The organism is Bifidobacterium simiarum (genome assembly GCF_002802905.1).
Lineage (GTDB): Bacteria > Actinomycetota > Actinomycetes > Actinomycetales > Bifidobacteriaceae > Galliscardovia > Galliscardovia simiarum.
Map to the genome: position 1 here is coordinate 42,541 of NZ_PEBK01000002.1, position 21,665 is coordinate 64,205.

Annotated in this window: 20 protein-coding genes and 1 pseudogene; 5 read left to right on the forward strand and 16 right to left on the reverse strand. The window is 64.0% G+C overall.

Features of this window, described 5'->3' with window-relative positions; genetic code table 11:
- The first annotated feature begins 224 nt into the window (after positions 1-224).
- Complete coding sequence (gene trmD / locus CSQ87_RS02315) at positions 225-1,505, forward strand: tRNA (guanine(37)-N(1))-methyltransferase (protein ID WP_100512278.1); 1,281 nt, start codon at positions 225-227, stop codon at positions 1,503-1,505.
- A 178-nt stretch (positions 1,506-1,683) separates the two neighbouring features.
- Here the strand turns inward: trmD and rsmD are convergent, their stop codons facing one another.
- The 4 genes from rsmD to CSQ87_RS10865 all read right to left on the reverse strand — a co-directional run bounded on the left by rsmD (position 1,684) and on the right by CSQ87_RS10865 (position 6,557).
- Positions 1,684-2,259 carry a 16S rRNA (guanine(966)-N(2))-methyltransferase RsmD gene (gene rsmD, locus CSQ87_RS02320; RefSeq protein ID WP_100512279.1) on the reverse strand — a complete coding sequence of 192 codons (576 nt, stop codon included), beginning with the start codon at positions 2,257-2,259 and terminating at the stop codon, positions 1,684-1,686.
- A gap of 81 nt (positions 2,260-2,340) precedes the next feature.
- Positions 2,341-4,917, reverse strand: a complete 2,577-nt coding sequence (locus CSQ87_RS02325) for an ATP-dependent DNA helicase RecG (protein WP_100512280.1) — start codon at positions 4,915-4,917, stop codon at positions 2,341-2,343.
- Positions 4,918-5,013: 96 nt separating this feature from the next.
- On the reverse strand, positions 5,014-5,205 hold the full coding sequence (rpmB, locus tag CSQ87_RS02330) for a 50S ribosomal protein L28 (RefSeq protein ID WP_100512281.1): 192 nt from the start codon (positions 5,203-5,205) through the stop codon (positions 5,014-5,016).
- A gap of 227 nt (positions 5,206-5,432) precedes the next feature.
- A complete protein-coding gene (locus CSQ87_RS10865) occupies positions 5,433-6,557 on the reverse strand; it encodes a CPBP family intramembrane glutamic endopeptidase (protein ID WP_165776700.1) in 1,125 nt (374 codons plus the stop codon).
- A 1,211-nt stretch (positions 6,558-7,768) separates the two neighbouring features.
- Between CSQ87_RS10865 and CSQ87_RS02340 the strand changes: the two genes are divergently transcribed.
- Positions 7,769-8,995, forward strand: coding sequence for an MFS transporter (locus tag CSQ87_RS02340; protein WP_100512468.1), 1,227 nt, complete (start codon positions 7,769-7,771; stop codon positions 8,993-8,995).
- A 56-nt stretch (positions 8,996-9,051) separates the two neighbouring features.
- On the opposite strand, the gene CSQ87_RS02345 is transcribed toward CSQ87_RS02340, so the two are convergent.
- The 3 genes from CSQ87_RS02345 to CSQ87_RS10870 form a co-directional block, all read right to left on the reverse strand.
- Entirely contained in the window at positions 9,052-9,432 is a 381-nt protein-coding gene (locus tag CSQ87_RS02345) for a hypothetical protein (RefSeq protein ID WP_100512283.1), read from the reverse strand.
- A gap of 6 nt (positions 9,433-9,438) precedes the next feature.
- Positions 9,439-9,765, reverse strand: a complete 327-nt coding sequence (locus CSQ87_RS02350) for a type II toxin-antitoxin system RelB/DinJ family antitoxin (protein WP_100512284.1) — start codon at positions 9,763-9,765, stop codon at positions 9,439-9,441.
- A gap of 111 nt (positions 9,766-9,876) precedes the next feature.
- Positions 9,877-10,146 carry a hypothetical protein gene (locus CSQ87_RS10870; protein ID WP_165776697.1) on the reverse strand — a complete coding sequence of 90 codons (270 nt, stop codon included), beginning with the start codon at positions 10,144-10,146 and terminating at the stop codon, positions 9,877-9,879.
- Here CSQ87_RS10870 and CSQ87_RS02355 point away from each other — a divergent pair.
- Positions 10,115-10,258, forward strand: a pseudogene (locus CSQ87_RS02355) (Vacuole effluxer Atg22 like protein); the annotation flags it as partial. The gene CSQ87_RS10870 and the pseudogene CSQ87_RS02355 overlap by 32 nt on opposite strands.
- A 12-nt stretch (positions 10,259-10,270) precedes the next feature.
- On the opposite strand, the gene CSQ87_RS02360 reads toward CSQ87_RS02355, so the two are convergent.
- The 3 genes from CSQ87_RS02360 to CSQ87_RS02370 form a co-directional block, all read right to left on the reverse strand.
- Positions 10,271-10,672: an HI0074 family nucleotidyltransferase substrate-binding subunit gene (locus tag CSQ87_RS02360; protein ID WP_100512285.1), complete on the reverse strand. Its 402-nt coding sequence runs from the start codon at positions 10,670-10,672 to the stop codon at positions 10,271-10,273.
- On the reverse strand, positions 10,659-10,946 hold the full coding sequence (locus CSQ87_RS02365; RefSeq protein WP_100512286.1) for a nucleotidyltransferase family protein: 288 nt from the start codon (positions 10,944-10,946) through the stop codon (positions 10,659-10,661). Before CSQ87_RS02365 ends, CSQ87_RS02360 begins: the two co-directional genes overlap by 14 nt.
- 141 nt (positions 10,947-11,087) lie before the next feature.
- The gene (locus CSQ87_RS02370; RefSeq protein WP_100512287.1) at positions 11,088-12,107 is read right to left on the reverse strand and encodes a helix-turn-helix transcriptional regulator; all 1,020 of its coding nucleotides are present in this window, start codon (positions 12,105-12,107) and stop codon (positions 11,088-11,090) included.
- Between the two features lie 365 nt (positions 12,108-12,472).
- Between CSQ87_RS02370 and CSQ87_RS02375 the strand changes: the two genes are divergently transcribed.
- On the forward strand, positions 12,473-13,129 hold the full coding sequence (locus CSQ87_RS02375; protein WP_133122323.1) for a hypothetical protein: 657 nt from the start codon (positions 12,473-12,475) through the stop codon (positions 13,127-13,129).
- Positions 13,130-13,240: 111 nt separating this feature from the next.
- Here the strand turns inward: CSQ87_RS02375 and CSQ87_RS02380 are convergent, their stop codons facing one another.
- Positions 13,241-14,083, reverse strand: a complete 843-nt coding sequence (locus CSQ87_RS02380) for a class I SAM-dependent methyltransferase (RefSeq protein WP_165776701.1) — start codon at positions 14,081-14,083, stop codon at positions 13,241-13,243.
- A gap of 432 nt (positions 14,084-14,515) precedes the next feature.
- Between CSQ87_RS02380 and CSQ87_RS02385 the strand changes: the two genes are divergently transcribed.
- The gene (locus CSQ87_RS02385; protein ID WP_165776702.1) at positions 14,516-15,733 is read left to right on the forward strand and encodes a glycosyltransferase family 4 protein; all 1,218 of its coding nucleotides are present in this window, start codon (positions 14,516-14,518) and stop codon (positions 15,731-15,733) included.
- A gap of 36 nt (positions 15,734-15,769) precedes the next feature.
- On the opposite strand, the gene CSQ87_RS02390 is transcribed toward CSQ87_RS02385, so the two are convergent.
- From CSQ87_RS02390 to CSQ87_RS02410, 5 genes are all read right to left on the reverse strand, one after another.
- On the reverse strand, positions 15,770-16,432 hold the full coding sequence (locus CSQ87_RS02390) for an amino acid ABC transporter permease (protein WP_100512291.1): 663 nt from the start codon (positions 16,430-16,432) through the stop codon (positions 15,770-15,772).
- A gap of 358 nt (positions 16,433-16,790) precedes the next feature.
- Positions 16,791-17,615 carry a transporter substrate-binding domain-containing protein gene (locus CSQ87_RS02395; protein WP_100512292.1) on the reverse strand — a complete coding sequence of 275 codons (825 nt, stop codon included), beginning with the start codon at positions 17,613-17,615 and terminating at the stop codon, positions 16,791-16,793.
- Positions 17,616-17,673: 58 nt separating this feature from the next.
- The gene (locus CSQ87_RS02400) at positions 17,674-18,492 is read right to left on the reverse strand and encodes an amino acid ABC transporter ATP-binding protein (RefSeq protein ID WP_100512293.1); all 819 of its coding nucleotides are present in this window, start codon (positions 18,490-18,492) and stop codon (positions 17,674-17,676) included.
- A 259-nt stretch (positions 18,493-18,751) separates the two neighbouring features.
- Positions 18,752-20,251, reverse strand: a complete 1,500-nt coding sequence (locus CSQ87_RS02405) for a chloride channel protein (RefSeq protein WP_100512294.1) — start codon at positions 20,249-20,251, stop codon at positions 18,752-18,754.
- 93 nt (positions 20,252-20,344) lie between these two features.
- Entirely contained in the window at positions 20,345-21,574 is a 1,230-nt protein-coding gene (locus tag CSQ87_RS02410) for an MFS transporter (RefSeq protein WP_165776703.1), read from the reverse strand.
- Between the last annotated feature and the right edge of the window lie 91 nt (positions 21,575-21,665).

Below are 21,665 nucleotides of genomic sequence, written 5' to 3' on the forward strand. Positions count from 1 at the left end.
CTAGATCGGTACTATACACCGATGATTCCTCCGGCGCAATCCCCAATGACCCGACTGTGTCAGGTCATTGATGGATAGGCCTTCGACTGGTTTTTGGCAAAACCAAGCGTGAAGAGCCGGTTTTCGGGCCGTTCAAGCTTGGATTTGCCAATAATCATCTGCCGCGCGATCCGATACACGGCAGGAAACCCGGCTTGACGTGCGGAACCGGTAGGCTGGGGCCTATGCGTATTGACATCGTTTCCGTGTTCCCGGAGTATTTTGACGTGCTGAAACTCAGTCTGCTGGGCAAGGCGCAGGATCGTGGCCTCATCGACGTGCGGACCCATAATCTGCGCGACTGGACGCACGACGTGCATCACTCCGTGGACGATACGCCGGTCGGCGGCGGCGCGGGAATGGTGATGAAACCCGAGGTGTGGGCGCAGTGCCTCGACGATCTGCTCGGCATGAGCGCCGTGGACTTCACCATGGCGGACGGCGAGGCGACCCTGACCAAGGATCCCGCCACGCTCGGCGAGGATGAACTGAACGGCTCGGCCGCGCATCGGCCGTCGGCCTCCGACGCCGCTGAGATCGGATCCGACGGGACCGCCCCCAGTGACGCCACCGTCACCGGCGTCCGTGCCGGAGCCTACCCGGACGGCAGTGACGCAGCCGCCGCGAATGATGAAGCCGCGGCCCGCAGGCAGTCACTCACCGACAAGAAGACCCCCGAGGAGCTGATCGCCGCACTGGATTCGCTGTACGGCGAAGACGCCGGCTACAACGTACCGGAATACGATTTCCCGCTGCCCGACCATCCCGTCGGTACCGGCCGATCCGACGCCGATGTGCTTGGCGGCACAACCGACAGCAGCACGGACTCCGGCGACGTGACCGGCGACACGACCGGCAGCACGGCCGACGGCGACAACGCCGCCGCGGCCAAGCCGATCCTGATCTTTCCGAACCCCTCGGCCCCGCTGTTCACGCAGCGGGATGCCACCGAACTCTCCCGGGCGGGACGGCTGGTGTTCGGCTGCGGACGATACGAGGGCATCGACGCGCGCGTGCCGGAATACTACGCCCGGCAGGGCGTGGAGGTGCGCGAGTACTCGATCGGCGACTACGTGCTCAACGGCGGCGAAGTGGCGGTGTCCGCGATGATCGAGGCGATCGTGCGTCTGCTGCCCGGTTTCATGGGGAACCCCGAATCGATCGTCGAGGAATCGTACACCGGCGATCCGCTGCTCGAGCATCGCCAGTTCACCAAGCCGGCGGCATGGCGCGGCATCACCGTGCCGGATGTGCTCACCAGCGGCGATCACGGCAAGGTCGATCGGTATCGCCGCGATGAGGCGCTGGAACGCACGGCCCGCATCCGCCCCGATCTGATCGAACAGCTTGACTGCAAGGAGCTGAGCAAGGCCGATCGCAAAACCCTGATGCTGCTCGGCTGGGAGGTCTCCGGCCATCATCCGCGCCAGCTGCCTCCCGAACGACTGCCAATGCGGTATTTCTAGACCGGCCGGATACCTGATCGGGACTCCGATCAGGCGCAGCTCGACCACCCTCAGTCAGGCTAACGCCTGACAGCTCCCGACATCTTGTGCGACGTACGCCCTACGGGGCGTACTGCCATGAACGGCCCGGACCGTTCATCCAGCGGGAGCAGGATACGCAACGCACGCGGATCTGTCGCTACTCCAAACAGTGTTCGAAGTAGAACACGGCGGTTTCGCCGTATTTACGCGACTGGGTGATTTCCCAGCCTTCGGGGGCCACGGGGTCGTCGGAACGGGCCGACCGTTCCAGCATGATCACGCCGCGCGGATCCACCACACCGTTCACGACCAATGCCCTGAGCAGCTCATTGCAGGCCTCGGTTTCGAAGGCATACGGCGGGTCGATGAGCACCAGATCGAAGACCTCGCCGCGAGCGTCCACGTACTTCTCGGCCTTGGCCTTGACCGCACGGACAGTCATCGAAGCATCCCATGCCTTGGACTGTCGGAGTCTGGCGAATGATTTGCCGAGCAGCGCGGCGGCCGGTCCTGCGGATTCCACCGCCACCAGCGACCGCGCTCCCCGGGAAAGCGCCTCGATGCCGAGTGCGCCCGTGCCGGCGAACAGGTCGAGCACGCGAACGTCGTCGAGAATGTTGATGGCGGCCAGATGGGAGAATATGGCCTCCTTCGTCCGGTCGGTGGTCGGTCTGGTGCCGGTTTTCGGCGTCGTGAGCTCAAAACCCTTGAATCGTCCCGCAATAATACGCATACGCCCCATTATGCATGGAGGGCGGCATGGATGCCGGCATGGCGGGTACGCTCATCACCGGTCATGTATCCCTCGCGTCGCTCACGTACTGGTGATGAACCGCTCGTTGCCGCGCGTGAAGTCGAGCACCGCGCCCGCCAGCTCGGTCTCCCGGGAAAGATCGGGATCTTCGACCAGCAACGCCTGTGCCTGCTCACGCGCCTGGGCGATCATGTCGGCATCCTTCACCACGCGCAGCAGCTTCAACGACGACCGTCCGCCGGACTGCGCGTCGCCCAGCACATCGCCCGCGCCACGCAGTTCCAGATCGGCCTGCGCAATGGCGGCGCCATCGGTGGATGTGCGGATCACCTCGAGTCGCTGCGCCGCGATCGACCCCGGCTCGGCCCGCGAAATCAGGAACGCCCAGCTGTTCGTGCCGCCACGTCCCACACGGCCGCGCAGCTGATGCAGCTGCGAAAGCCCGAACCGATCGGCGTCAAACACCACGATGCAGCTGGCCTGCGGCACGTCCACGCCCACCTCGATCACCGTGGTGGCCACCAGCACCGGCGTCTCGCCACTGGCAAACCAATCCATCACCTGGGTCTTGGTCTCGTCATCGTCCCGACCGGTCAGCGTGGCGATCGCAATGCCCTTGAACTGCGGCAGCGCGGCCAGCCGCCGGGAGATCTCCTCCACCGAATGCAGCGGCGGCCGCGTCTCGGCGCCATCAGTCTCCGGCCCGTCGAACGGATCCTCGATGAACAGTCCGGTCTCCTCGCCGATACCGCGGTCATGACCACGCCCGGCGGACCGGCCACCCGACCGACCACCGGATCGACGGTCAGCCCGACCGTCAGTCCCACCGGACCGCCCGGCCACCCGGCCGTCAGCCCGCTCAACCGACCGATCCGAAGACCGTTCGGACCGTCCAGCAGCCTTACCGGCAGTCTGCCCGGCCACCACGGCGGGGATCTCATCGTCGTCGGGGTTCTCCTCGATACGCGGGCAGACGATATACGCCCGCTCCCCCGCATCCACGCGCTGACGGATATGCGCGAACATGCGGGCCATCGTCGGACCGTCCGCCTCGGGGATCACCACCGTGCGGATCGGCTTGCGCCCGCCGGGCAGTTCGGTGAGCCACGATATGTCCAGATCGCCGAACCACGTCATCGCCGCGGTGCGCGGGATCGGCGTGGCCGTCATCACCAGCAGATGCGGCGCCTTCTCCGACTTGCGCCGCAACGCCTCACGCTGCTCCACACCGAACCGGTGCTGCTCGTCGATCACCACCAGCGCGAGGTTCGGCGCCTGGAAGGTCTTCGAGAACGCGGCATGCGTGGCCACTACGATGCACGGCTCCCCGCTGGCCGCCTTGGCGAGCACGCGCCGACGCCGGGCGAGCTTCATGCCGCCGGTGAGCAGCAGCACGTCGATCGGATCGCCTTCGATGCCCTGCAGCATGGCGGAGATGCCGGCGTAATGCTGTTCGGCCAGCACCTGCGTCGGTGCCACCAGCACCGCCTGATGCCCGGCGTCGATGGCCTGCAGCATGGCGGCGACGGCCACCACCGTTTTGCCCGAGCCGACCTCGCCCTGCAGCAGGCGCTGCATCGGCGAGGGCTTCGACATGTCGGCGATGATGTCGTCGATCACCGCCTGCTGACCGTGCGTCAGATCGAACGGCAGCGAGTAGATGAACCGCTGACGGGCCGAGGCGGTCTCGCCCTTGGGCGTGGGGCATGCGAACGCCTCGACGTCGCCGGTGGCGGCGCGGGTCTTCAGCAGCGAGATCTGGGAGACGAACGCCTCCTCGAATCGCAGGGTGCGAATCCCCTCGTGGAACCGCTTCACCGAATCGGGGTGGTGCACGGCCAGAAACGCTTCGGCCCGATGCAGCAGGCGGTTCTGCGACCGCACCGATTCGGGCAGCACGTCGGGAATGGCCCGGGCCAGTGCGGCAGGGTCGATCACCAGATCATCGGGATCATCGGGGGCGATTGCGGCACCGGGATGACCGGCCGACGACTCCGGGGCCTTCCCCGCCCCCATCTCCGGCGACGGCTCCCGCTGGGCCAGCAACTTCAGGAACCCGAGGATCGACTCGTGGATATGATCGCTGGAGATACGCGAACTGGCATGGTACACCGGTTGCGGTCGGGACACCTTGCTCAGGGCCGCCTGCACCGAATCGATTTCCGCGGACCGGCCTTCGGGGTCGCGGACCACCACCACGTCCGGATGGGTGAGCTGCAGCTGACCGTTGAACTCGCTGGGGTCGCCGGACGCCACGATCACCGAGCCCGTCCTCAGGCGAGAGCTCATCCAGTCCGCATACCCCTTGTTATGCGAGAAGAACACCAGACGGGCCGAAGCCGGCATCATACCGGACGCCGAATCCTCGAAATCCGCGTCATCCACCAGCGCCTCGACGCGGAATCCCCGTCGGGCGTTCATCGGGACCACGCGCAGCTGCCGTACGCTGGCCACGAACGCGGCCTTGCTGCCGATGCGCATTCCGCCGATCGGCGTCACCGGCACCGGATCGGTCACGCGGAACGGATAGTACGTCAGCGCCTCGCCGAGCGTCGTCACGCCCAGCGCCTTGAGCGCGCCGACCCGCCGCTTGTTCGTCATCAGCGACGACACCGCGGAATCCAGTGAAACGGCCATACGGAAACTCCCCTATCGGCGACTATCGGCTACCGGTAACAATAAACCCTCGGAATCATGCAATTCCGAGGGTTACGGTTGCTACGCAATACGCAATCAGGCGACACGCTGAACCTTGCCGGCCTTCAGGCAGGAGGTGCACACGCGCAGACGAACGTTCTCGCCGTCCACGGAGGTGCGAACCGACTGCAGGTTCGGCAGGAAGCGGCGCTTGTTGCGGATATGCGAGTGAGAAACGGTGTATCCGACCTGCGGACCCTTGCCGCACACTGCACAACGAGCTGCCATGATGGACTCCTCTGACTTACTGTTTGTTCAAGTCTTCCCGTGTCCCCGTCGGGAAATCCCCGGCTTGAACACACAACTTCACGATATTACCGCGAAATCCGCTAAGAAGCAAATAATGCGTGTATCATGCCGAGTCTTTTCACATTGTACCCGAGGCCCCGACCCGCGATCGCACTGGCTGAGGCGAGTGCCCGAGTTTTGTGGCAACGCGCGAGGAGCGACGCATGTCAGTAGGCCGCGAGGCCTGCAACGACGGGCGTCAGCACCATGAGCAGCGCGGTGATGACCACAAAAGTCACCACTCCGGCGTTGCCGAACGCCACGCGCGCCCGATTGGCGGGCAGCAGCTCCTGTTCGGCGGCCCTGAGCACGAACCGGCGTCGGCGGATGATCAGCAGCACCACGCCGCCCACGAACATGGCGATCATCGCCAGGAAGTACACCGCGAGCGCCACCATCATCGGCCAGTGTTCGCGCAGCGCGGCCTGCCGCTCCGCATGCGTGCCGACTTCGATGAGGGTCCACGGCACCGAGTTCAGCCCGTCGATCATCATCGGCGTGACGATGCCGCCGAGGAAGTTCACCAGCGCATGCAGCCCGATCGTGTATCGCACATGACCGGTGCGCAGGTAGACGTAGCCCCACAGCAGGCCCCAGCCGAAGGCGTAGAAGAACTGGTAGAAGTTGGCGTGCATCAGGCCGAAGATCAGGGCGGAGAACACGATCGCCAGCCCTTCGCCGTACACGCGGGTGCGGTCGAGGATCTGCTTGCGGAACACGTATTCCTCCACCAGCGGGGCGAGCACCACGAAGACGACGAACTGGAGGATAATGCCGCCAGTGGAGTTATCGGAGGCCACGTCGTCGAGCGCGTTCGACCCCTGCCCGGCCGACAGCGCGTCGGACAGCAACGATCCGACGAGACTGCCCACGAACATGATCGGCACGCCCATGACGAAGAACGACAGGTAGCGGCCGACGCCCGGATGCGCGTCGGGATCATCGGCGACGGGCTGCGGCGGCATGGGTCGCAGCGTATTGAGGATCGCCAGCGTGATCGGCAGGGCGATCAGATACTGCGGCAGGGCGGACAGCAGCAGCTGCACGGAACCGTTATCGGTCAGGCCGGGCAGCACCGCATCGAGGCCTTCGACGAAGATGGCCGCGGCGACGTTGGTGACGAGCAGCAGCGTCAGCACCGCCCACCCCAGACGGGAGAACGCCTTGCGGGCCCATCTGAGGTTGACCGTCGGGAAGGCGCGGCCCTTCTCGTCGATCTGGGCCGGCTGCATGCCGTTGATTTCCTTCGGCACTCCCGGGGCCGGCACCGATCCCGGCACGGGTCCGGGCATCGGATTCCCTGGCAGCGGGCCGCCGGTCATTGGGTTAGACGGGTAGGCACCGTACGGCTGGTTGGGCGTGTACTGCGGCTGGGCGTATCCGGGATGAACGTACGGCGGCTGTCCGTACTGTGATTGTCCGTACGGTGACTGAGGATATTGCGGCTGACCGTATGGAGTCGGCGGATACGGGGTCTGACCGTACTGTGCAGTCTGACCATATTGAGATGTCTGACCATACGGCGAGGTCTGCTGGCCGTATGATGGCTGGGTCTGTCCGTACGGCGCCTGTCCGTACGGCGACTGACCATATGACGGCTGACCATACGGCGGCTGACCATACGGCGGCTGACCATACGGAGTCTGGGTCTGATCGTCTGGGGACTGCGTGTACGGGGCCGCGCCGTACGGGGCCGGAGGGTACGGAGTCCGGGGAGCCGATCCGTATGCCGGCTGACCGTAGGGACCGTACTGCGGTCGGTGATATTGCGGCTGACCGGAATGTGAAGGTCCGTACGGTGATGATCCGTACGGCGACTGTCCATACGCGGGCCGACCGGACTGATTGGACTGACCGGGCTGATCAGGCTGACCGGATCGATCGGAACCGGCCGGATCGGGAACGTCGTTGGCACCCGATTCGGCATTGGAATTGGCATTGCTATTGGGCTCGAACTCGGAGCCGGGATTCGATTCAGGCTGTGGTGACGTCATACCTTCCGAGTGTACGTGGGTTTATCACAGATCACTAGATGCCGGCTGAACGTCGTCCGAAAGCCCAAGCCGCCGTGTTCACCTGAGCTGGCCACGCGAGCTGTCCACTCGATTCGTCCGCCTGAGCTATCCTCCCAAGCTGTCCGCCCGATTCGTCCGCCCGGCCGCCGATCCCCCGCGCAATCCTTCGGCAATTCACCCTCCGTTCATGTTCGGCACTGTTTTCCCGTCGCCCGCGCCTTTACCATGAAATCTGGCGATTGCGATGAGGAGGCACCATGTCTGACACGAAGTACCCCGCCGGCGATCGAAACGATACCGCGCAGCCGAGCACCGACACCGAATCCGCTACGGTTACGGATGCCGGCGCCTACGCCAAGGTCGATCACACCGTGACCGATCATGCCACGGTCGATCACGCCAATCATGCGGGTGCGGTCAAGGGGCAGGATGCGCCCGAAGCGCTGGCGACCGGCGAGTTCCCGACCCCGCCGCGAGGCAAGCTCACCATGCGCGAGAAGCAGTGGATCGTCTACGACGTCGGCAATTCCGCGTTCGTGCTGCTCTCCACCGCGGTCATCCCGATCTACGCGAAGTCGCTGATGCCGGCCGACGGCAACATCGTCTCCGCGTGGGGGTACGCGCAGACCATCGCCTCGCTGGTCATCGCCCTGCTCATGCCGCTGCTCGGCTCGATCGCCGACGTGCAGGGCATGAAGATCAAGTTCTTCCTCGGCTTCTTCGGCACGGGCGCGGTGATGTGCTGCGCGATGGCGCTGCCGCTGTCCTGGCTGCCGTTCCTCATCGTGTACGTGCTGGCAACCATCGGACTCAACGGCTCGCTCACGTTCTACGATTCGATGCTCATCGACACCACGACCAACGAACGCATGGACAAGGTCTCCTCGCACGGCTACGGCTGGGGGTACGTCGGCTCCACGATTCCGTTCATCGCCTGCATCGCCCTGATCTTCGGCGGCCCGGCGCTGGCCGGCTGGTCGACGGTGGCGTGCACGCGCGCGAGCTTCGTGATCACGGCCGTCTGGTGGGTGGCGTTCACGATCCCGCTGCTCACCAGCTACCGTCAGGTGCATTACCGCGCCACCCGCGAGCATACGCGCGAGGCGGTGCGCGGCACGTTCACCGAGCTCGCCGGCACCCTGCACAAGCTGGTTCGCAACAAGCCGCTGTGGATGTTCATGGTCGCGTTCTTCTTCTACATCGACGCGGTGAACACGGTGATCTCGATGAGCACGTCGTACGGCACGCAGCTCGGCATCGACTCGACGCAGCTGGTGGTAGCGCTGCTGGTCACGCAGTTCGTGGCGTTCCCCTGCGCGATCCTGTACGGACGCATGGCCGGCCGGTTCGGATGCAAGCCGATGATCATGGCCGCGGTCGTGGCGTACATGGGCATCGTGTTCTTCGCCACGTTCTTCCTCAAGACGGCCGCGGAGTTCTGGGTGCTGGCGATTCTGGTCGGCATGTTCCAGGGCGGTATCCAGGCGCTGTCGCGCTCGTACTACGGCAAGATCATTCCCAAGGACCACGCCAACGAGTACTACGGCCTCTACGACATCTTCGGCAAGACCGCGTCGATCCTCGGCACGTTCCTCGTGGCCACGACGACCACGCTCACCGGCAACGCCTCGCTCGGCGTGCTCTCCATCGCGATCCTGCTGGTCGTGGCACTGGTGTTCCTCACGCTGCAGAAGGATCCGACGAGGGCCGCGTAGGAGGCGCGGCTCACGGCCTTCCCCTGAGGGGGGCGGGAAGGCTGGTGTCATCCTCCTCATAGCCAGACCGATTCATCAGGCGGAATGCTGGTCAGCGCTTTTGTCAGTCTGACGGCGTCCTCCCTGCTCAGTGTTCCCGTATATCCTTGTAAATCCTCACGTTTAAATCGAACTAGTTGGGCACATCGCGCGGTGGTAGCATGCGTCAGCCCAGCTTGTTTCCAATCACGCAATTGAATGTCACCTATGCCGTCCCATTTCGGATTGCTGGTCAGTTTCACCGCTACGCCACCATCGCCATCAACATCGACCACAATGCAGGTGACGTAATGATTGCGGGAACGGGTCTTGTCCTCCTCGAATCTGACCGGCATGCGATACACATCGAAGGTATGCAACGTTCCCGGAACGGGTTTCAGCACAGGCTGGTCGGGCATGATCGCTCAGTCCTTCCACGATTGCGGCAGTACCGGCGTCCCATCTTCATCACGCTTCGGATCGACGACCATTCGCTCGGGAACCGATATCACCGGATAGCCACGGCCATCCATTCCCCGATATGCCACGCCATTCGCCGCAACCGACCCTACTTCAGGCAGAGGCGAAGCCGACGGCACGGCACTTGGCTGGAAGGGCATGCGCTGTTCCTTAACCGATTGGCGCAGAAATACGTTGATGGCGGTATTCAGGCTCATTCCCATTGATTCATACAATTCAGCCGCCTGCTTTTTCAGATCCGCATCCACCCGGTACGTCGACGTAACCATCATCCACCTCTTATCAAAAAAAGTATGTCGTTTGTATTATAAAACATATACAAACGGCATCACAATGATCAATAATGACGGTCGTTCCATGAGTACCCCAACAATCCTCGTCGATCAGCGGTCAAGACGGTCCTTGAGGAGGCCGATGACGATGCCGGTGATGGCGCACAGCAGGCCGCCGATCGGCCACGGAATCCAGAAGAGGTGATCATCGACGCCGAGGAACAGCAGGGTCAGCCCGATGATCGTGGCGACGAGCATGATGATGCCGGACACCGCTCCGGCCAGTCTCGCGGAGAACGGCAGGGTGCCCTCGCGCTTGCGACGTTCGGTTTCGGCGTCCTCGTTGTACGCGTCGATCCTCGGCACGTTCCTCGTGGCCACGACGACCACGCTCACCGGTAACGCCTCGCTCGGCGTGCTTTCGATCGCGATCCTGCTGGTTGTGGCGCTGGTGTTCCTCACGCTGCAGAAGGATCCGACGAGGGCCGCGTAGGCAACTACGAATCTACTGGAGCAGCATGTCGCCGTATCGTTGCTCCAGTCCGTTCCGCACCCGATCGAATTCGGGAATGTAGTCACGGATGACGTCATCGACCAACCGCACGGCCTTGTTCGCGTCATAAATATGGGCGGAATCGTTGCGTGCACGCAACATGCGAAGCCACAGGGATTCATCCATGAAGTCGTAATACTGGAATGCGGTCTTCAATACATCGCGGGGAGAACCGGAAGCGGACACCGGATCGCCCTCATAGGCCAACAACGCCTTGAACAGTTTCCAGCCGAGTTCGAACTGCAATTCGAACTTGTCGATGACACCGCTTTGCACGAACTCGTTGGAAAGGTCCTGCTCGGGAGCCTTACGCAGGGACTCCAGTGCCGACACATAGTTCTCATACTTTCTCATACAGCACCTTCCCGCTCGTGGCGATCTCATTGCGAAGCTCGTCGGATATGGGCTCATCGAGATTCACAACATCGATCTTGAGCAACGACCACAGATCATCCTGCAGCATGCGCTCCAGACGGTCGAATCTCGCACATCCTCTGATTGCCAGATCAATATCGCTTTTGGGACGATTCGTCCCTTTCGCTCGAGACCCGAACAGAATCACTTCGCCGGCACCGCATTCCGCGGCGAACCCGCGAATCTGCGCATACACGTCCTCAATCGGAATCATCGGCCGCCTCCGTTCCGCCAGAACCCGGTTATGGTCATCATAGAACGCTGATGACGCCCGGCGAGCAAACCAGACTCCGTTTCCTCCCGGTAGGAGACAGGATCGGCAGGGATACCGAGAAGAACCGTGCATTCTCAATAATCAGCGGTCAAGACGGTCCTTGAAGAGACCGATGACGATGCCGGTGATGGCGCACAGCAGGCCGCCGATCGGCCACGGAATCCAGAAGAGGTGATCATCGACGCCGAGGAACAGCAGGGTCAGCCCGATGATCGTGGCGACGAGCATGATGATGCCGAACACCGCTCCGGCAAGTCTCGCGGAGAACGGCAGGGTGCCCTCGCGCTTGCGACGTTCGGTTTCGGCGTCCTCGTTGTACGCGTCAATGTTCAGCAGACCCCGACGAAGGCCGAAGTAGACGAAGCCGAATACGGCCACGGCATCGAGCAGCAGCATGATCGCATTCGGCCACCCGGCGTCGATGCCCAGCACGTCGCCCGCGTACACGACGATCGCGATGCCGACGAGGATCTCCGCAACGCCGGCCACCACGCCGGCTGCCAGCAGACGACTTTCGTGACCGCGATCGTCCTCGGTGTAGAAGTCCTCGACGTATGGGTGACGGCGTTTGAACGCCTCATGGGATACGGCGGCCGGAATCAGCAGCGCCAGGCCGACGATCACGCCCACGCAGATGCAGGCGAACGCCAGAAAGTCGTTGAGCGGCGACGGGCCGAGTATCGAATGTTCCGGGTCGAACAGACCCGCCACGCCGACCGATGCGATGATCGCGGCGACGCCGGAGGCGATCAGCAGCGCAAACCGACGGCGATGCTCATCGTAGCCAGTGAGATCCTTCGGCAGCGAGACGGCATCGGTCCCGGCATCGCTGACGACGGTGGCCGTGGCGACATCGACGACGCCGACGGGAGCGGCGGCGGATTCCGGGGAAGTCGGATGGGCGACGTCCCCGAGCACGAGATCGTCGAGCGTGCAGCCGAACAGATCGCAGATCGTCAGCAGCTTGTCCATTTCCGGATACGCCTTTTCGGATTCCCATTTCGAGATCGCCTGCCGCGAGACGCCGAGCAGCATGGCGAGCTGCTCCTGGGTCATGTTGCGGCGGGATCGCAGGTATTGCAGATTGGTGCGGAAAGTCATCGTCTCAATCCCTTCTTGGTGGTTCCATCATGTCACGTCCGAACGATGACTTCACTATCGCATGATGCCGCCGCGGGCTCCACCATCTTGCGGTTGCATCGGCGAATCGCAACCGAAAATCCCCGTTTAGCATCGCGCAACCATTGGTTGCATCGTTGCAATTCCAAAGGTTTTGCGCCTATTGCCCTCATCAGTCGGCTTCGCCGCCAGCTTCCCCCAGAGGGGGAAGCCCACTCGCCTGTCGGCTCGCCTGAGCCCTAAAAACGCCTCCGACGTTTTCTTCACGGGCTCAGCCCATCAGTCGGCTTCGCCGCCAGCTTCCCCCAGAGGGGAAACCCAACAGACAGCCGCCGTATACTGCTGGCATGAGCAATCCCCAACCGCAGGACCGCACTGTGTCTCAGCAGGACCGCACTGCGTCTCCGCAAAACGGCACCGCGCATCCGATCCGTAGGCGAATCGGTCTCGCGGCGCTCGCCATACTGGCCGTGATCGGCATCGGATACGTCGGCTACGTGAATCTGTGGCTGCCGAGCCGACCGCTTGACGTCAGTCACCTGCGCATCGACATCACCAGCACCACCAGTACGACCACCACTACCGGCAACACCTCTGACACCACGACCGACGCCACTGCCGGCAACGCCACCGGGGTCATGACGGGCTCACCGCTGACCAAGGCGCGGCTCAACGACGGCGCCACCGCCATCGTCAATCACTATCAGGATCTGCATGGCTGCGCCATCGACCGCATCGCCTATGACGGGCGGCGGTCGCATGCCGAACTGCAATCGGAACAGCGGATGGCGGCCAAATCCCCCGATTCCGCCAGCACGGTCGCTTCGGCGATCAGCGAATACGGCATTGGGCATGTCGCCGACTTCCAGATGGACTTCACCTGCCGTGTCCCCGCCTCGGGATTCGGCAAGGGCACCACGCAGGGGTACAACGTCTGGCTCGCCTACGCCCCCACCAACCCCAACGCCGATCACGGCTGGGTGTTCATCGACTCCGGATACTGACGCCAAAAACCCGTTCCCGGCAATTGATGGTGCCTTTTGGCCGTTTTTTCGCGGCGGAAACGACCGAAAGGCACCATGAATCCCGGATTTCGGGATAACCGGGGGTCAATATCACCAGGTCAGCCACTCGCTGGCGATCATGGTCGTCGTGTCATCGGTCATGATGCCGTCCACGGCACGCATATCGAAGATGGCATCCACCTGCGTGCGGAACGCCGCATATCCGGGGTCGTTGGGCAGCGGACTGTGCGAATGCGAATCCATGTAGGCCCGCCAGCCGTCGCGCGTGTATCGGATCGGATTGGGGAACACGCGGATCGTCGGCGCATCGAAGAACTCCGCAACGGTCCGCCGAAAATGCCGCCCGCTGACGCTCACGTCGGGGATGGCGGCGAGCGCGGCCGTGCCGGCGGCAGCAGTCCCGGCGGCGTCCGAATCCGACGGACCGTTGGCGCCGCCCGCAAGATCCGCGCCGAAATGATCGCTGTTGGTCCGGGCCGTCATCGCGGAATCGAATGACGTGACGTTGTAGAGCGAAATCAGCAGCACCCTGCCGCCACGCCCGATGCGGGCGCACTCCTTCAGGAACTCATCGTGGTCGAACCAGTGCAGCGACTGTGCGCAGGTGATCACGTCCACGCTGTCGTCCGGCAGCGTCGTATGCGCCGCGCTGCCGTCGACGACGGTGACGTTCGGCCATGCGACGACGTTCTCCGCCAGCGCCGTCCGCATATCCGAATCCGGTTCCACCGCGTAGATCATCCGAATACCCGCACGGGCACCGACACCGGACGCCGCCAGCGATACGGTGAATTTGCCGGTTCCCGCACCGACGTCGGACACCGTCGCCTCGGCCGGCATCAGCGAGGCCACGTATCGCACGGCCTCCTGCGGATACCCGGGACGCGCCTGATCGTAAACCTGTGCCTTACCGTGAAATCGCGTACGTTCCATGTACCCACGTTCCATGTCCCCACCTCCACGCCCACCCTACGCCCGTCGCGGCACCACCCACCGCCCGGTCTCACCAAGTCCCACCCGGCCTCAGCCGGTCCCACCAAAATACGGTGCCAAATGGTCGTTTTCCACGGCGCAAAACGACCGAAAGACACCATCAATCCCGGATTTCGGCATCACGGGACTGTCTTTTCGCCTATCATGCCGGTGCATCCGCCCGCATCGAAGAATTCACGGGGCGTTCATCCATGACGTCGGCCGCGCGCCATCGGCAACTTTACGATGGGAGGAACGATTCCTCTACCGGGAGCATTCATGGCCACATCACCATCCGGCTTATCCGCCGAGCCCGAACCCCAACCAGAACTCCGCCCGCACAATGCATACGAAAACCCACACGAGGGCACATACGAGGGCCGGAAGCTCTCCGTGCTGATCGTCAGCGAATCCTCCCTGGAGCAGACCAACGGCGTCAGCGGCAGCATCAAGCGAATTCTCGACCGGTTCGCCGAACGGGGATTCGAGGCCCGGGTGATCGCCCCGCAGCCGGCACCCGCCGACGGCACCTACGCCGGCTTCCCGGTGGCCGAGGAGCCGTCGTGGCCGATCCAGCATTTCAACGTGGCCATCTGCACGAAAACCCCGGTGATTCAGGAGATCAAGGACGGGCCGAAACCCGATGTGATCCACATCGCGGCCCCGATCTCGAAACTCGGTCATGCGGCGCTGATCGCCGGTGAGGAGCTCGGCGTGCCCACGGTGGCGATCTACCAGACCGATGTGGCCCAGTATGCCCGCCGGTTCGCCAGTCAGGCCGTCGACGGCGTCGATCCGCGGCCCACGCCGCATCACAACAAATGGCTGCGTCGCATCGGCAAGGCGGCCGGCGATCAGGCCGAGCGGATCGTCGCGGACCGCATCGCCCAAATGCACAATCTGTCCACGCTGACGCTCGCCCCCACCGATCAGGCCCGGAAACGACTGGAGTCCTTCGGCGTCGATCCGAAGCTCATCCGCATCTGGGGCCGTGGCGTGGATTCGACATTGTTCAACCCCGAACGGGCCGACACCCCCGCGGTCCGGGAGCTGCACCGACGGTGGAGCCATGACGGCACGGTTCCCGTCGTCGGCTATGTGGGCCGGCTCGCCCCCGAAAAGCAGGTGGACCGACTCATCGTGCTCGCCGATCTCGACGTGCAGCTGGTCGTGGTTGGCGGCGGGCCCTGCGAGGAGGAGTTGCATGACCGGCTGCCGAATGCGGTGTTCACCGGCATGCTGCACGGTGACGACCTGGCCGACGCCTACGCCGCGCTGGACGTGTTCGTCCACACCGGCGCGGAGGAGACCTTCGGTCAGACGATTCAGGAGGCGATGGCCACCGGTCTGCCGGTGATCGCCCCGGACAGCGGCGGGCCGATCGATCTGGTCCACGACGGCGAAAGCGGTCTGCTGTTCGATCCGAGCGACGACGCCGATCTCCACGACTGCGTGGCCCGGCTGATCAAGGAACGGTATCTGCGGGCGCGCATGGGCGAGACCGGATACCGGCTCGTACGGAACCGCACATGGCCGATGATGGTGGACCGACTGATCGACTACTACCGTCTGGCCATTGAACTCAATCTGGCCCATAGCGCCAACCGGTGACCGCGCCAACCGGTGACCGTGCCGGCGAATGACCGGTCAGAAGTGCGCGTTGAGGCGATTCTCGCAGTACTGCTGCAGCCAGGTGAGCACCGTGCAGAACAGCAGGTAGATCACGCCGACCTCGATGTACAGCACCAGCGGCTCATAGTAGATGGCCACGATGCGCTGGGCGGACATGAACATCTCCACCACCGTGATGTTCGCGGCCAGCGAGGTGTCCTTGACCAGCGCGATGAACGAGTTGAACAGCGCGGGGAACGCGGAGCGGAAGGCCTGCGGCAGGATGATGCGCCGCATGATGGTGAGATACGGCATGTTGGCGGCCAGACCGGCCTCGAGCTGTCCCTGCGGCACGGCGAGGATCGCGCCGCGCAGGGTTTCGGCGGTGTAGGCGCCCACGTTGAGCGAGAAGGCGATCACGGCCGAAGGCAACGCGGGGATGGTGATGCCCACGGACGGCAGGCCGAAGAAGATCACGAAGAGCTGCACCAGCAGCGGGGTGCCGCGGAACACCCAGATGTAGAACCATGCGATCTGCGAGGCGATCGGCACCTTGGCCACGCGGATGAACGCCACGAGGATCGCGATCAGCAGGCCGAAGAAGAAGGAGATCAGCGTCAGCGGAATGGTGACGGTGATTCCCGGAATGAGGAGTTTGGTGAAGGAATCCGCGACTATGCCCCATACTCGAGCATCCATTAGGCACTCCTTACGGTATTGCGGTTGCGTATTGCGTTTGCGGGTTTTGCGGTTTACGGTTTACGGTTTGCGGCGGTACGGATCAGGAAACGGTCGGCCGCACCCGACCGATCGCACCGGCGCCGATCACACCGACCGGCCACACCGACTGATCATGACCGTCTGATCACGTCCGTCTGATCGCGTCCGCCTGATCACACGGACGTCCCGCGACCGGAAGACCGAGGCAACCAGGTCGCGGGACGAACAGACGATGGCGGGCGAGCCGGCCGATCAGGTCAGCCGATCAGGTCAGCCGATCAGGTCAGCCGATCAGGCCGATCGATCAGGCCGGCCGACACGGTCAGCGACGATGCGACTACTGCTGGGAGAAGTCCTCGCCGAAGTACTTGTCGGAGATCTTGGTCAGCGTACCGTCCTTCTGCAGCTTGGCGATGGCCTCGTTGACGGCCTTGACCAGATCGTCGCTGCCCTTGCGGAACGGCAGCTGGGCGGCCGGGGTCTTCTCGGACTTGACGGCGATCTCGATGTTGGCGTTCGGCTTCTGCTTGAGGTAGTCCAGCACGGCGAGGCCGTCGTTCAGTGTCACGTCCGCACGGCCGGTGGACAGCGCATCCACGGCCTGGCCGAAGTCGTTGACCTGCACGATGGTGGCGCCCTTCTGCTGGGCGGTCTTGTTCCAGTTGCTGGTGCCGGTTTCGGCGGCCTTCAGGCCCTTGACGTCGTCGAAGGTCTTCACGCCCTTCGGGTTGCCCTTGGGGGTGACGACCACGCCGTAGGAGTAGGTGTACGGCTCGGTGAAGTCGTACTTCGCCTTGCGCTCGTCGGTGGCGCTGATCTGATCGGCCACCGTGTCGTACTTCTTGGCGTCCACGCCGGCCAGCAGGGAGTCGAAGCTGCCTTCGGCGAACTCGGCCTTGACGCCCAGCTCCTTGGCGATGGCCTTGGCCACCTCCACGTCGTAGCCGGTCAGCTCGTTGGTCTTCGAATCGTGGTAGCTGAACGGCGCGTAGGTGCCTTCGGTGGCGAACACGATCTTGCCGGCGGACTTGACCTGCTCCAGCGCGCTGCTGGAGGACGAGCCGGAGCTCGAGCCGGAACCGCAGGCGGCCATCGAGAACAGCACCGCCACACCGGACAGCACCGCGGCGGCCTTGCGTAGAATCGCATGATTATTGAACATGGCAAACCTCTCTCTTGATAATGAATTCCGTATGGATTTCAAGGATTTCACGGTTTTTCTAGGATCTCTGGGCTTCCGGGGGCGTCGAGGACGCTGTCGAGGACGCCGGAGCCTCCGACGGGGACCCCGCCGGAATCACGAGCACGTTATTGGTGGACGACAGGAACTCGGCGGTACGCCGTTCGCGCGGATGCTCGAAGATCTGCTTGGGATCCCCCTGTTCGACCACATGGCCGCCTTCGATGAACACCACGCGGTCCGAGGCCTCGTAGGCGAAGCGCATCTCGTGGGTGACCATGAGCATGGTCATGCCGTCCCGTCCCAGCTGTTTGATCACCTCCAGCACGCCGGTGACCATTTCCGGGTCCAGTGCGGACGTGGGCTCGTCCAGCACAAGCAGCTCCGGGTTGACCGCCACGGCGCGGGCGATGCCGACGCGCTGCTGCTGTCCGCCGGACAACGTGCTCGGGTACCGGTCGGCAAGATCGGCCAGCCCGACCCGGTCGAGCTGTTCCAGAGCCGTCCTGCGGGCCTCGTCGGGCTTGATGCCCTTGGCGTAGATCAGCGGCTCGGTCACGTTCTGCAGGGCCGTCTTATTGGCGAACAGATTGTAGCTTTGGAAGACGAATCCGATTCTGGAACGGATCGCATGGATGTCGGCCTTGTTGGTGCTGGTCAGATCGATGGGGCCGTCGCCGAAATCCACGGTGTCTGAATCGGCCTGTTCCAGCACGTCGAGAATGCGCAGCAGCGTGGACTTGCCGGAGCCGGAAGGGCCGATCACCGTGACCACGCTCTGCCGCGGGATGTCGAGGTCGAGCCCGTCCAGCACCTTGACGCCGTCGAAGCTTTTGCTCACATCCCTGATCTTGATCATTCGCATTCCCTTCGTATTCGTTCGCCCCTATCGTTTCGGGCAGTACACCACTGTATCCGCGGGGACCGCACAGAGGACCGGCGTGGCCATACAAACTGCTTATGGGACGTTATGGATCCGACCGTTCGGTAGGTTTCGGCGTCCGGCCATTGCCGCGGATCACGGGGCAGTAGGTCCGTAATCTGAGTGATTGTTCCATATACCGATGACGATGAACCGGCGACGGCCGTGGTCGACGCCGGTCAGCGGTCGGTGCCGGTCAGCGGTCGAGCCAGCGCGAGACCAGCGACGAGGCGGCGACGGCCAGACCGACGGGCACGAAGAACGTGATCGGGGCCTCGGCGAGCTCCATAACCAGACACATGGCCATAAGCGGGGCGCGCTGCGATGAGGAGAGCAGGGCGGCCGCGCCGATCAGCGCGCAGGCGGTGACCGAGTCGGCGGGCGAGACGCACACCCACAGCAGGCCGAGCATCGCGCCGAGCGTGGCGCCGAGGGCGATGCCGGGCTGCAGCACGCCGCCGGACGCTCCTGAGCGGATGGTCAGCAGGGTGACGACGGCTTTGAGCATGAAAGTGGCGGCCAGTAGGCCGAGCAGAATCCACAGGCGGGAGTCGGTGAACGCGGCGGAGACCGATGCGGTGCCGGAGACGCCTGTGCCGGTTCCGCCAAGGCCGGAGGCACCGAGGCCGATCCCGTTGAGCCAGCCGCCGAGCACATCGCTCCCGTTCGCCAGCAGCGTCCACGGCGAGGCGGCTGCCGACTGCGCGGACTGCACGGCGCCGGATGCGGACGCCGGACCAGACACCGAGCCGCCGACGAACGTGCTGAATCCCATCTGCGCGGCCGCACGGCCGTTGCCCATGAGCTGCGGCACGGCGAGCGCCACCACACCGGTGAGCACGCCGGCAAGCGGCATCTGCCACAGCAGCGCCCTGCCGGTGGCCTTGTGCGACGACGCCCATGAGGAGCCACGGCGGAACGCCGTGCCGGCGAACGCGCAGATCACCCCGCACAGCAGGGCGAACACCATGAGGGTCGGCGTCTCCCCCGGCTGCATGGCGGTGATGTCGTAGAACGCGTGATGCCCCTTGATCTCGGTGGCCACGAACGCCGCCACCGACGACATGCCCAGCCCGAATCCGATGGTCTCCAGCGAGATGTCGGCGAGCAGGATCTCCGCGGCGAAGAACATGCCGGCCAGCGGCGCATCGTAGACGCCGCCGAGACCGGCTCCGGCCGCCACGGCCACGACCATGCGCCGGTCGGACGGTTCGAGATGGAACAGATCGCAGAACCGCTGGGCCAGCATCGCGCCGAGTTCGCGCGGCGCGACCTCGCGGCCGATCGACGCGCCCGATCCGACAATGAAGATCTGCAGCACCACATGCACCACGGTCTGCCACCACGGCATACGGTCGCCGGCCACCGCCCGCTTGACCGACGGCACCTTCCTGGCCTTGCCGCGCAGCAGATACCATGCCACGGCGGCGATCGACAGGCCGACCGTCACGGAGATCGCCCGTCGCACGCCGGGCACCGCGAACGGCCCGGGCACCGACGGCCCTTCGATATAGCCGAGCATCACATGCTCGACGCCGTACAGCAGCAGGGTGAGCAGTCCGGCGCCCAGACCGATCACCGCGCCGAGCAGTACCGCGGCCGCGGCCAGCCAGCCGATCCTACGCCAGTCGACCGTTTCCCGACGGCGTGCGGCCTGTCCGCCGCGCTCCCCCACTGTCCGCTCTTTCACCGTCATATGCCAAACTCCATATCGACCGTATCGATCGACCGTATCGACCGTTTTTTTGCCGTCGATATCCTACTCGGAGCATGGATAAGGCCGTACCGATCAGCCGCGTGCGCGGCCGTGGACGTACCCTGCGGTGGCGGCGTAGAGCAGTCCGGCGGCGGGCATGGTGATCATGAACAGCGGGTAGAACCATGCGATCGGCACGCCGCCGTAGATCAGACCGCCGAGCACCGGACCGAGCGACATGCCCAGATCGATGCCGGCGTAATACGTGGCGTTGGCGATGCCGCTGCGCGCCTTGCCGGCGATGATCACGGCCTGCGCCTGGGTAACCGAGCTCATGACGCCATAGGCGGCGGCCATCAGGACCGCGGAAAGCAGCAACAGCACGTCGCTGGTCATCAGGTCGAGACACAGCAGGCTGGCGACCATGCACGCCGAACAGATGACGAGGAAGAAGCGGAAGCTCTTGCGGTCGAACCAGTCGCGGAATCCGATGCGCATGATCAGCAGGGCGATGGCGTAGCACGGGTAGAACAGACTGACCTCGACGGCCAGATGACGGGTGTTCGCATAGGTGACGATGAACGACTGCGTGGCGAAATACGGGATCGCGAACAGCATGAACACGAGGGAAAGCGGCACGACGCGCGGTTCCACGACGCTGCGCGGAGAGAGGTGATGCGGGCGGAGAGAGGACTCTGCCGCAGCGGTATCCCGTCTGGACGCCACCGGATGCCCGCCGTTCTTGATGAACAGGACGGCGATCATCATGAGCACGGCCATGACCATGGAGATCATGAACGTGTGCCGGTAGCCGATCAGCTGATGCATTTTGATGCCGGTGGCCGGGCCGAGCGCCATGGCCAGCGCGTTGGTCGTGCCGTAGAGACCCATGCCGGCGCCCATGTGGCGGATCGGCAGCAGGAGCGACATCCACGTCGCCAGACACACCGAACAGCAGGCGAAGCCGACGCCGTTGACCATGCGGGCGAGCAGCAGGGAGACGGGGCTGGTCGCCGTCGCGTACCAGATGCTTGACACGAGATACAGTACGGAGCCAACGCCGACCAGCAGGCGTTTGCTCGCCCGGTCGGAAAGATTGCCGGCGATCGGTCGGCAGAACAGGGAGACGAGGCTCATCATGCCGGCGACCAGACCCATCATCGCACCGGAGGCGCCGAGGCTTTCCGAGAACCCCGCCATCAGCAGGGACGACAGCGTATTGCTGGCCATGAAACAGAAGGTGGCCAGCATCACCAGGGCCACGTCACGCGTGATCAGTCTCTCATCCGGATTGTGCACCCCACTGTTATAGCGCCACGTCATTCGATTGACAACGGATTGCTCACGATGGGGCGGGTTACGCCGAATAGCTGCGCGCCTTGCCTTCCCCTCGAGGGGAAGGTGGCCGGCGAAG

Excerpts from the sequence above, each read along its gene's own strand:
- trmD (WP_100512278.1), top strand. The coding sequence starts at position 225 with ATGCGTATTGACATCGTTTCCGTGTTCCCGGAGTATTTTGACGTGCTG.
- rsmD (WP_100512279.1), bottom strand. The coding sequence starts at position 2,259 with ATGCGTATTATTGCGGGACGATTCAAGGGTTTTGAGCTCACGACGCCG.
- CSQ87_RS02325 (WP_100512280.1), bottom strand. The coding sequence starts at position 4,917 with ATGGCCGTTTCACTGGATTCCGCGGTGTCGTCGCTGATGACGAACAAG.
- rpmB (WP_100512281.1), bottom strand. The coding sequence starts at position 5,205 with ATGGCAGCTCGTTGTGCAGTGTGCGGCAAGGGTCCGCAGGTCGGATAC.
- CSQ87_RS10865 (WP_165776700.1), bottom strand. The coding sequence starts at position 6,557 with ATGCCCGGACCCGTGCCGGGATCGGTGCCGGCCCCGGGAGTGCCGAAG.
- CSQ87_RS02340 (WP_100512468.1), top strand. The coding sequence starts at position 7,769 with ATGCGCGAGAAGCAGTGGATCGTCTACGACGTCGGCAATTCCGCGTTC.
- CSQ87_RS02345 (WP_100512283.1), bottom strand. The coding sequence starts at position 9,432 with ATGCCCGACCAGCCTGTGCTGAAACCCGTTCCGGGAACGTTGCATACC.
- CSQ87_RS02350 (WP_100512284.1), bottom strand. The coding sequence starts at position 9,765 with ATGATGGTTACGTCGACGTACCGGGTGGATGCGGATCTGAAAAAGCAG.
- CSQ87_RS02360 (WP_100512285.1), bottom strand. The coding sequence starts at position 10,672 with ATGAGAAAGTATGAGAACTATGTGTCGGCACTGGAGTCCCTGCGTAAG.
- CSQ87_RS02365 (WP_100512286.1), bottom strand. The coding sequence starts at position 10,946 with ATGATTCCGATTGAGGACGTGTATGCGCAGATTCGCGGGTTCGCCGCG.
- CSQ87_RS02370 (WP_100512287.1), bottom strand. The coding sequence starts at position 12,107 with ATGACTTTCCGCACCAATCTGCAATACCTGCGATCCCGCCGCAACATG.
- CSQ87_RS02375 (WP_133122323.1), top strand. The coding sequence starts at position 12,473 with ATGAGCAATCCCCAACCGCAGGACCGCACTGTGTCTCAGCAGGACCGC.
- CSQ87_RS02380 (WP_165776701.1), bottom strand. The coding sequence starts at position 14,083 with ATGGAACGTACGCGATTTCACGGTAAGGCACAGGTTTACGATCAGGCG.
- CSQ87_RS02390 (WP_100512291.1), bottom strand. The coding sequence starts at position 16,432 with ATGGATGCTCGAGTATGGGGCATAGTCGCGGATTCCTTCACCAAACTC.
- CSQ87_RS02395 (WP_100512292.1), bottom strand. The coding sequence starts at position 17,615 with ATGTTCAATAATCATGCGATTCTACGCAAGGCCGCCGCGGTGCTGTCC.
- CSQ87_RS02400 (WP_100512293.1), bottom strand. The coding sequence starts at position 18,492 with ATGATCAAGATCAGGGATGTGAGCAAAAGCTTCGACGGCGTCAAGGTG.
- CSQ87_RS02405 (WP_100512294.1), bottom strand. The coding sequence starts at position 20,251 with ATGACGGTGAAAGAGCGGACAGTGGGGGAGCGCGGCGGACAGGCCGCA.
- CSQ87_RS02410 (WP_165776703.1), bottom strand. The coding sequence starts at position 21,574 with ATGACGTGGCGCTATAACAGTGGGGTGCACAATCCGGATGAGAGACTG.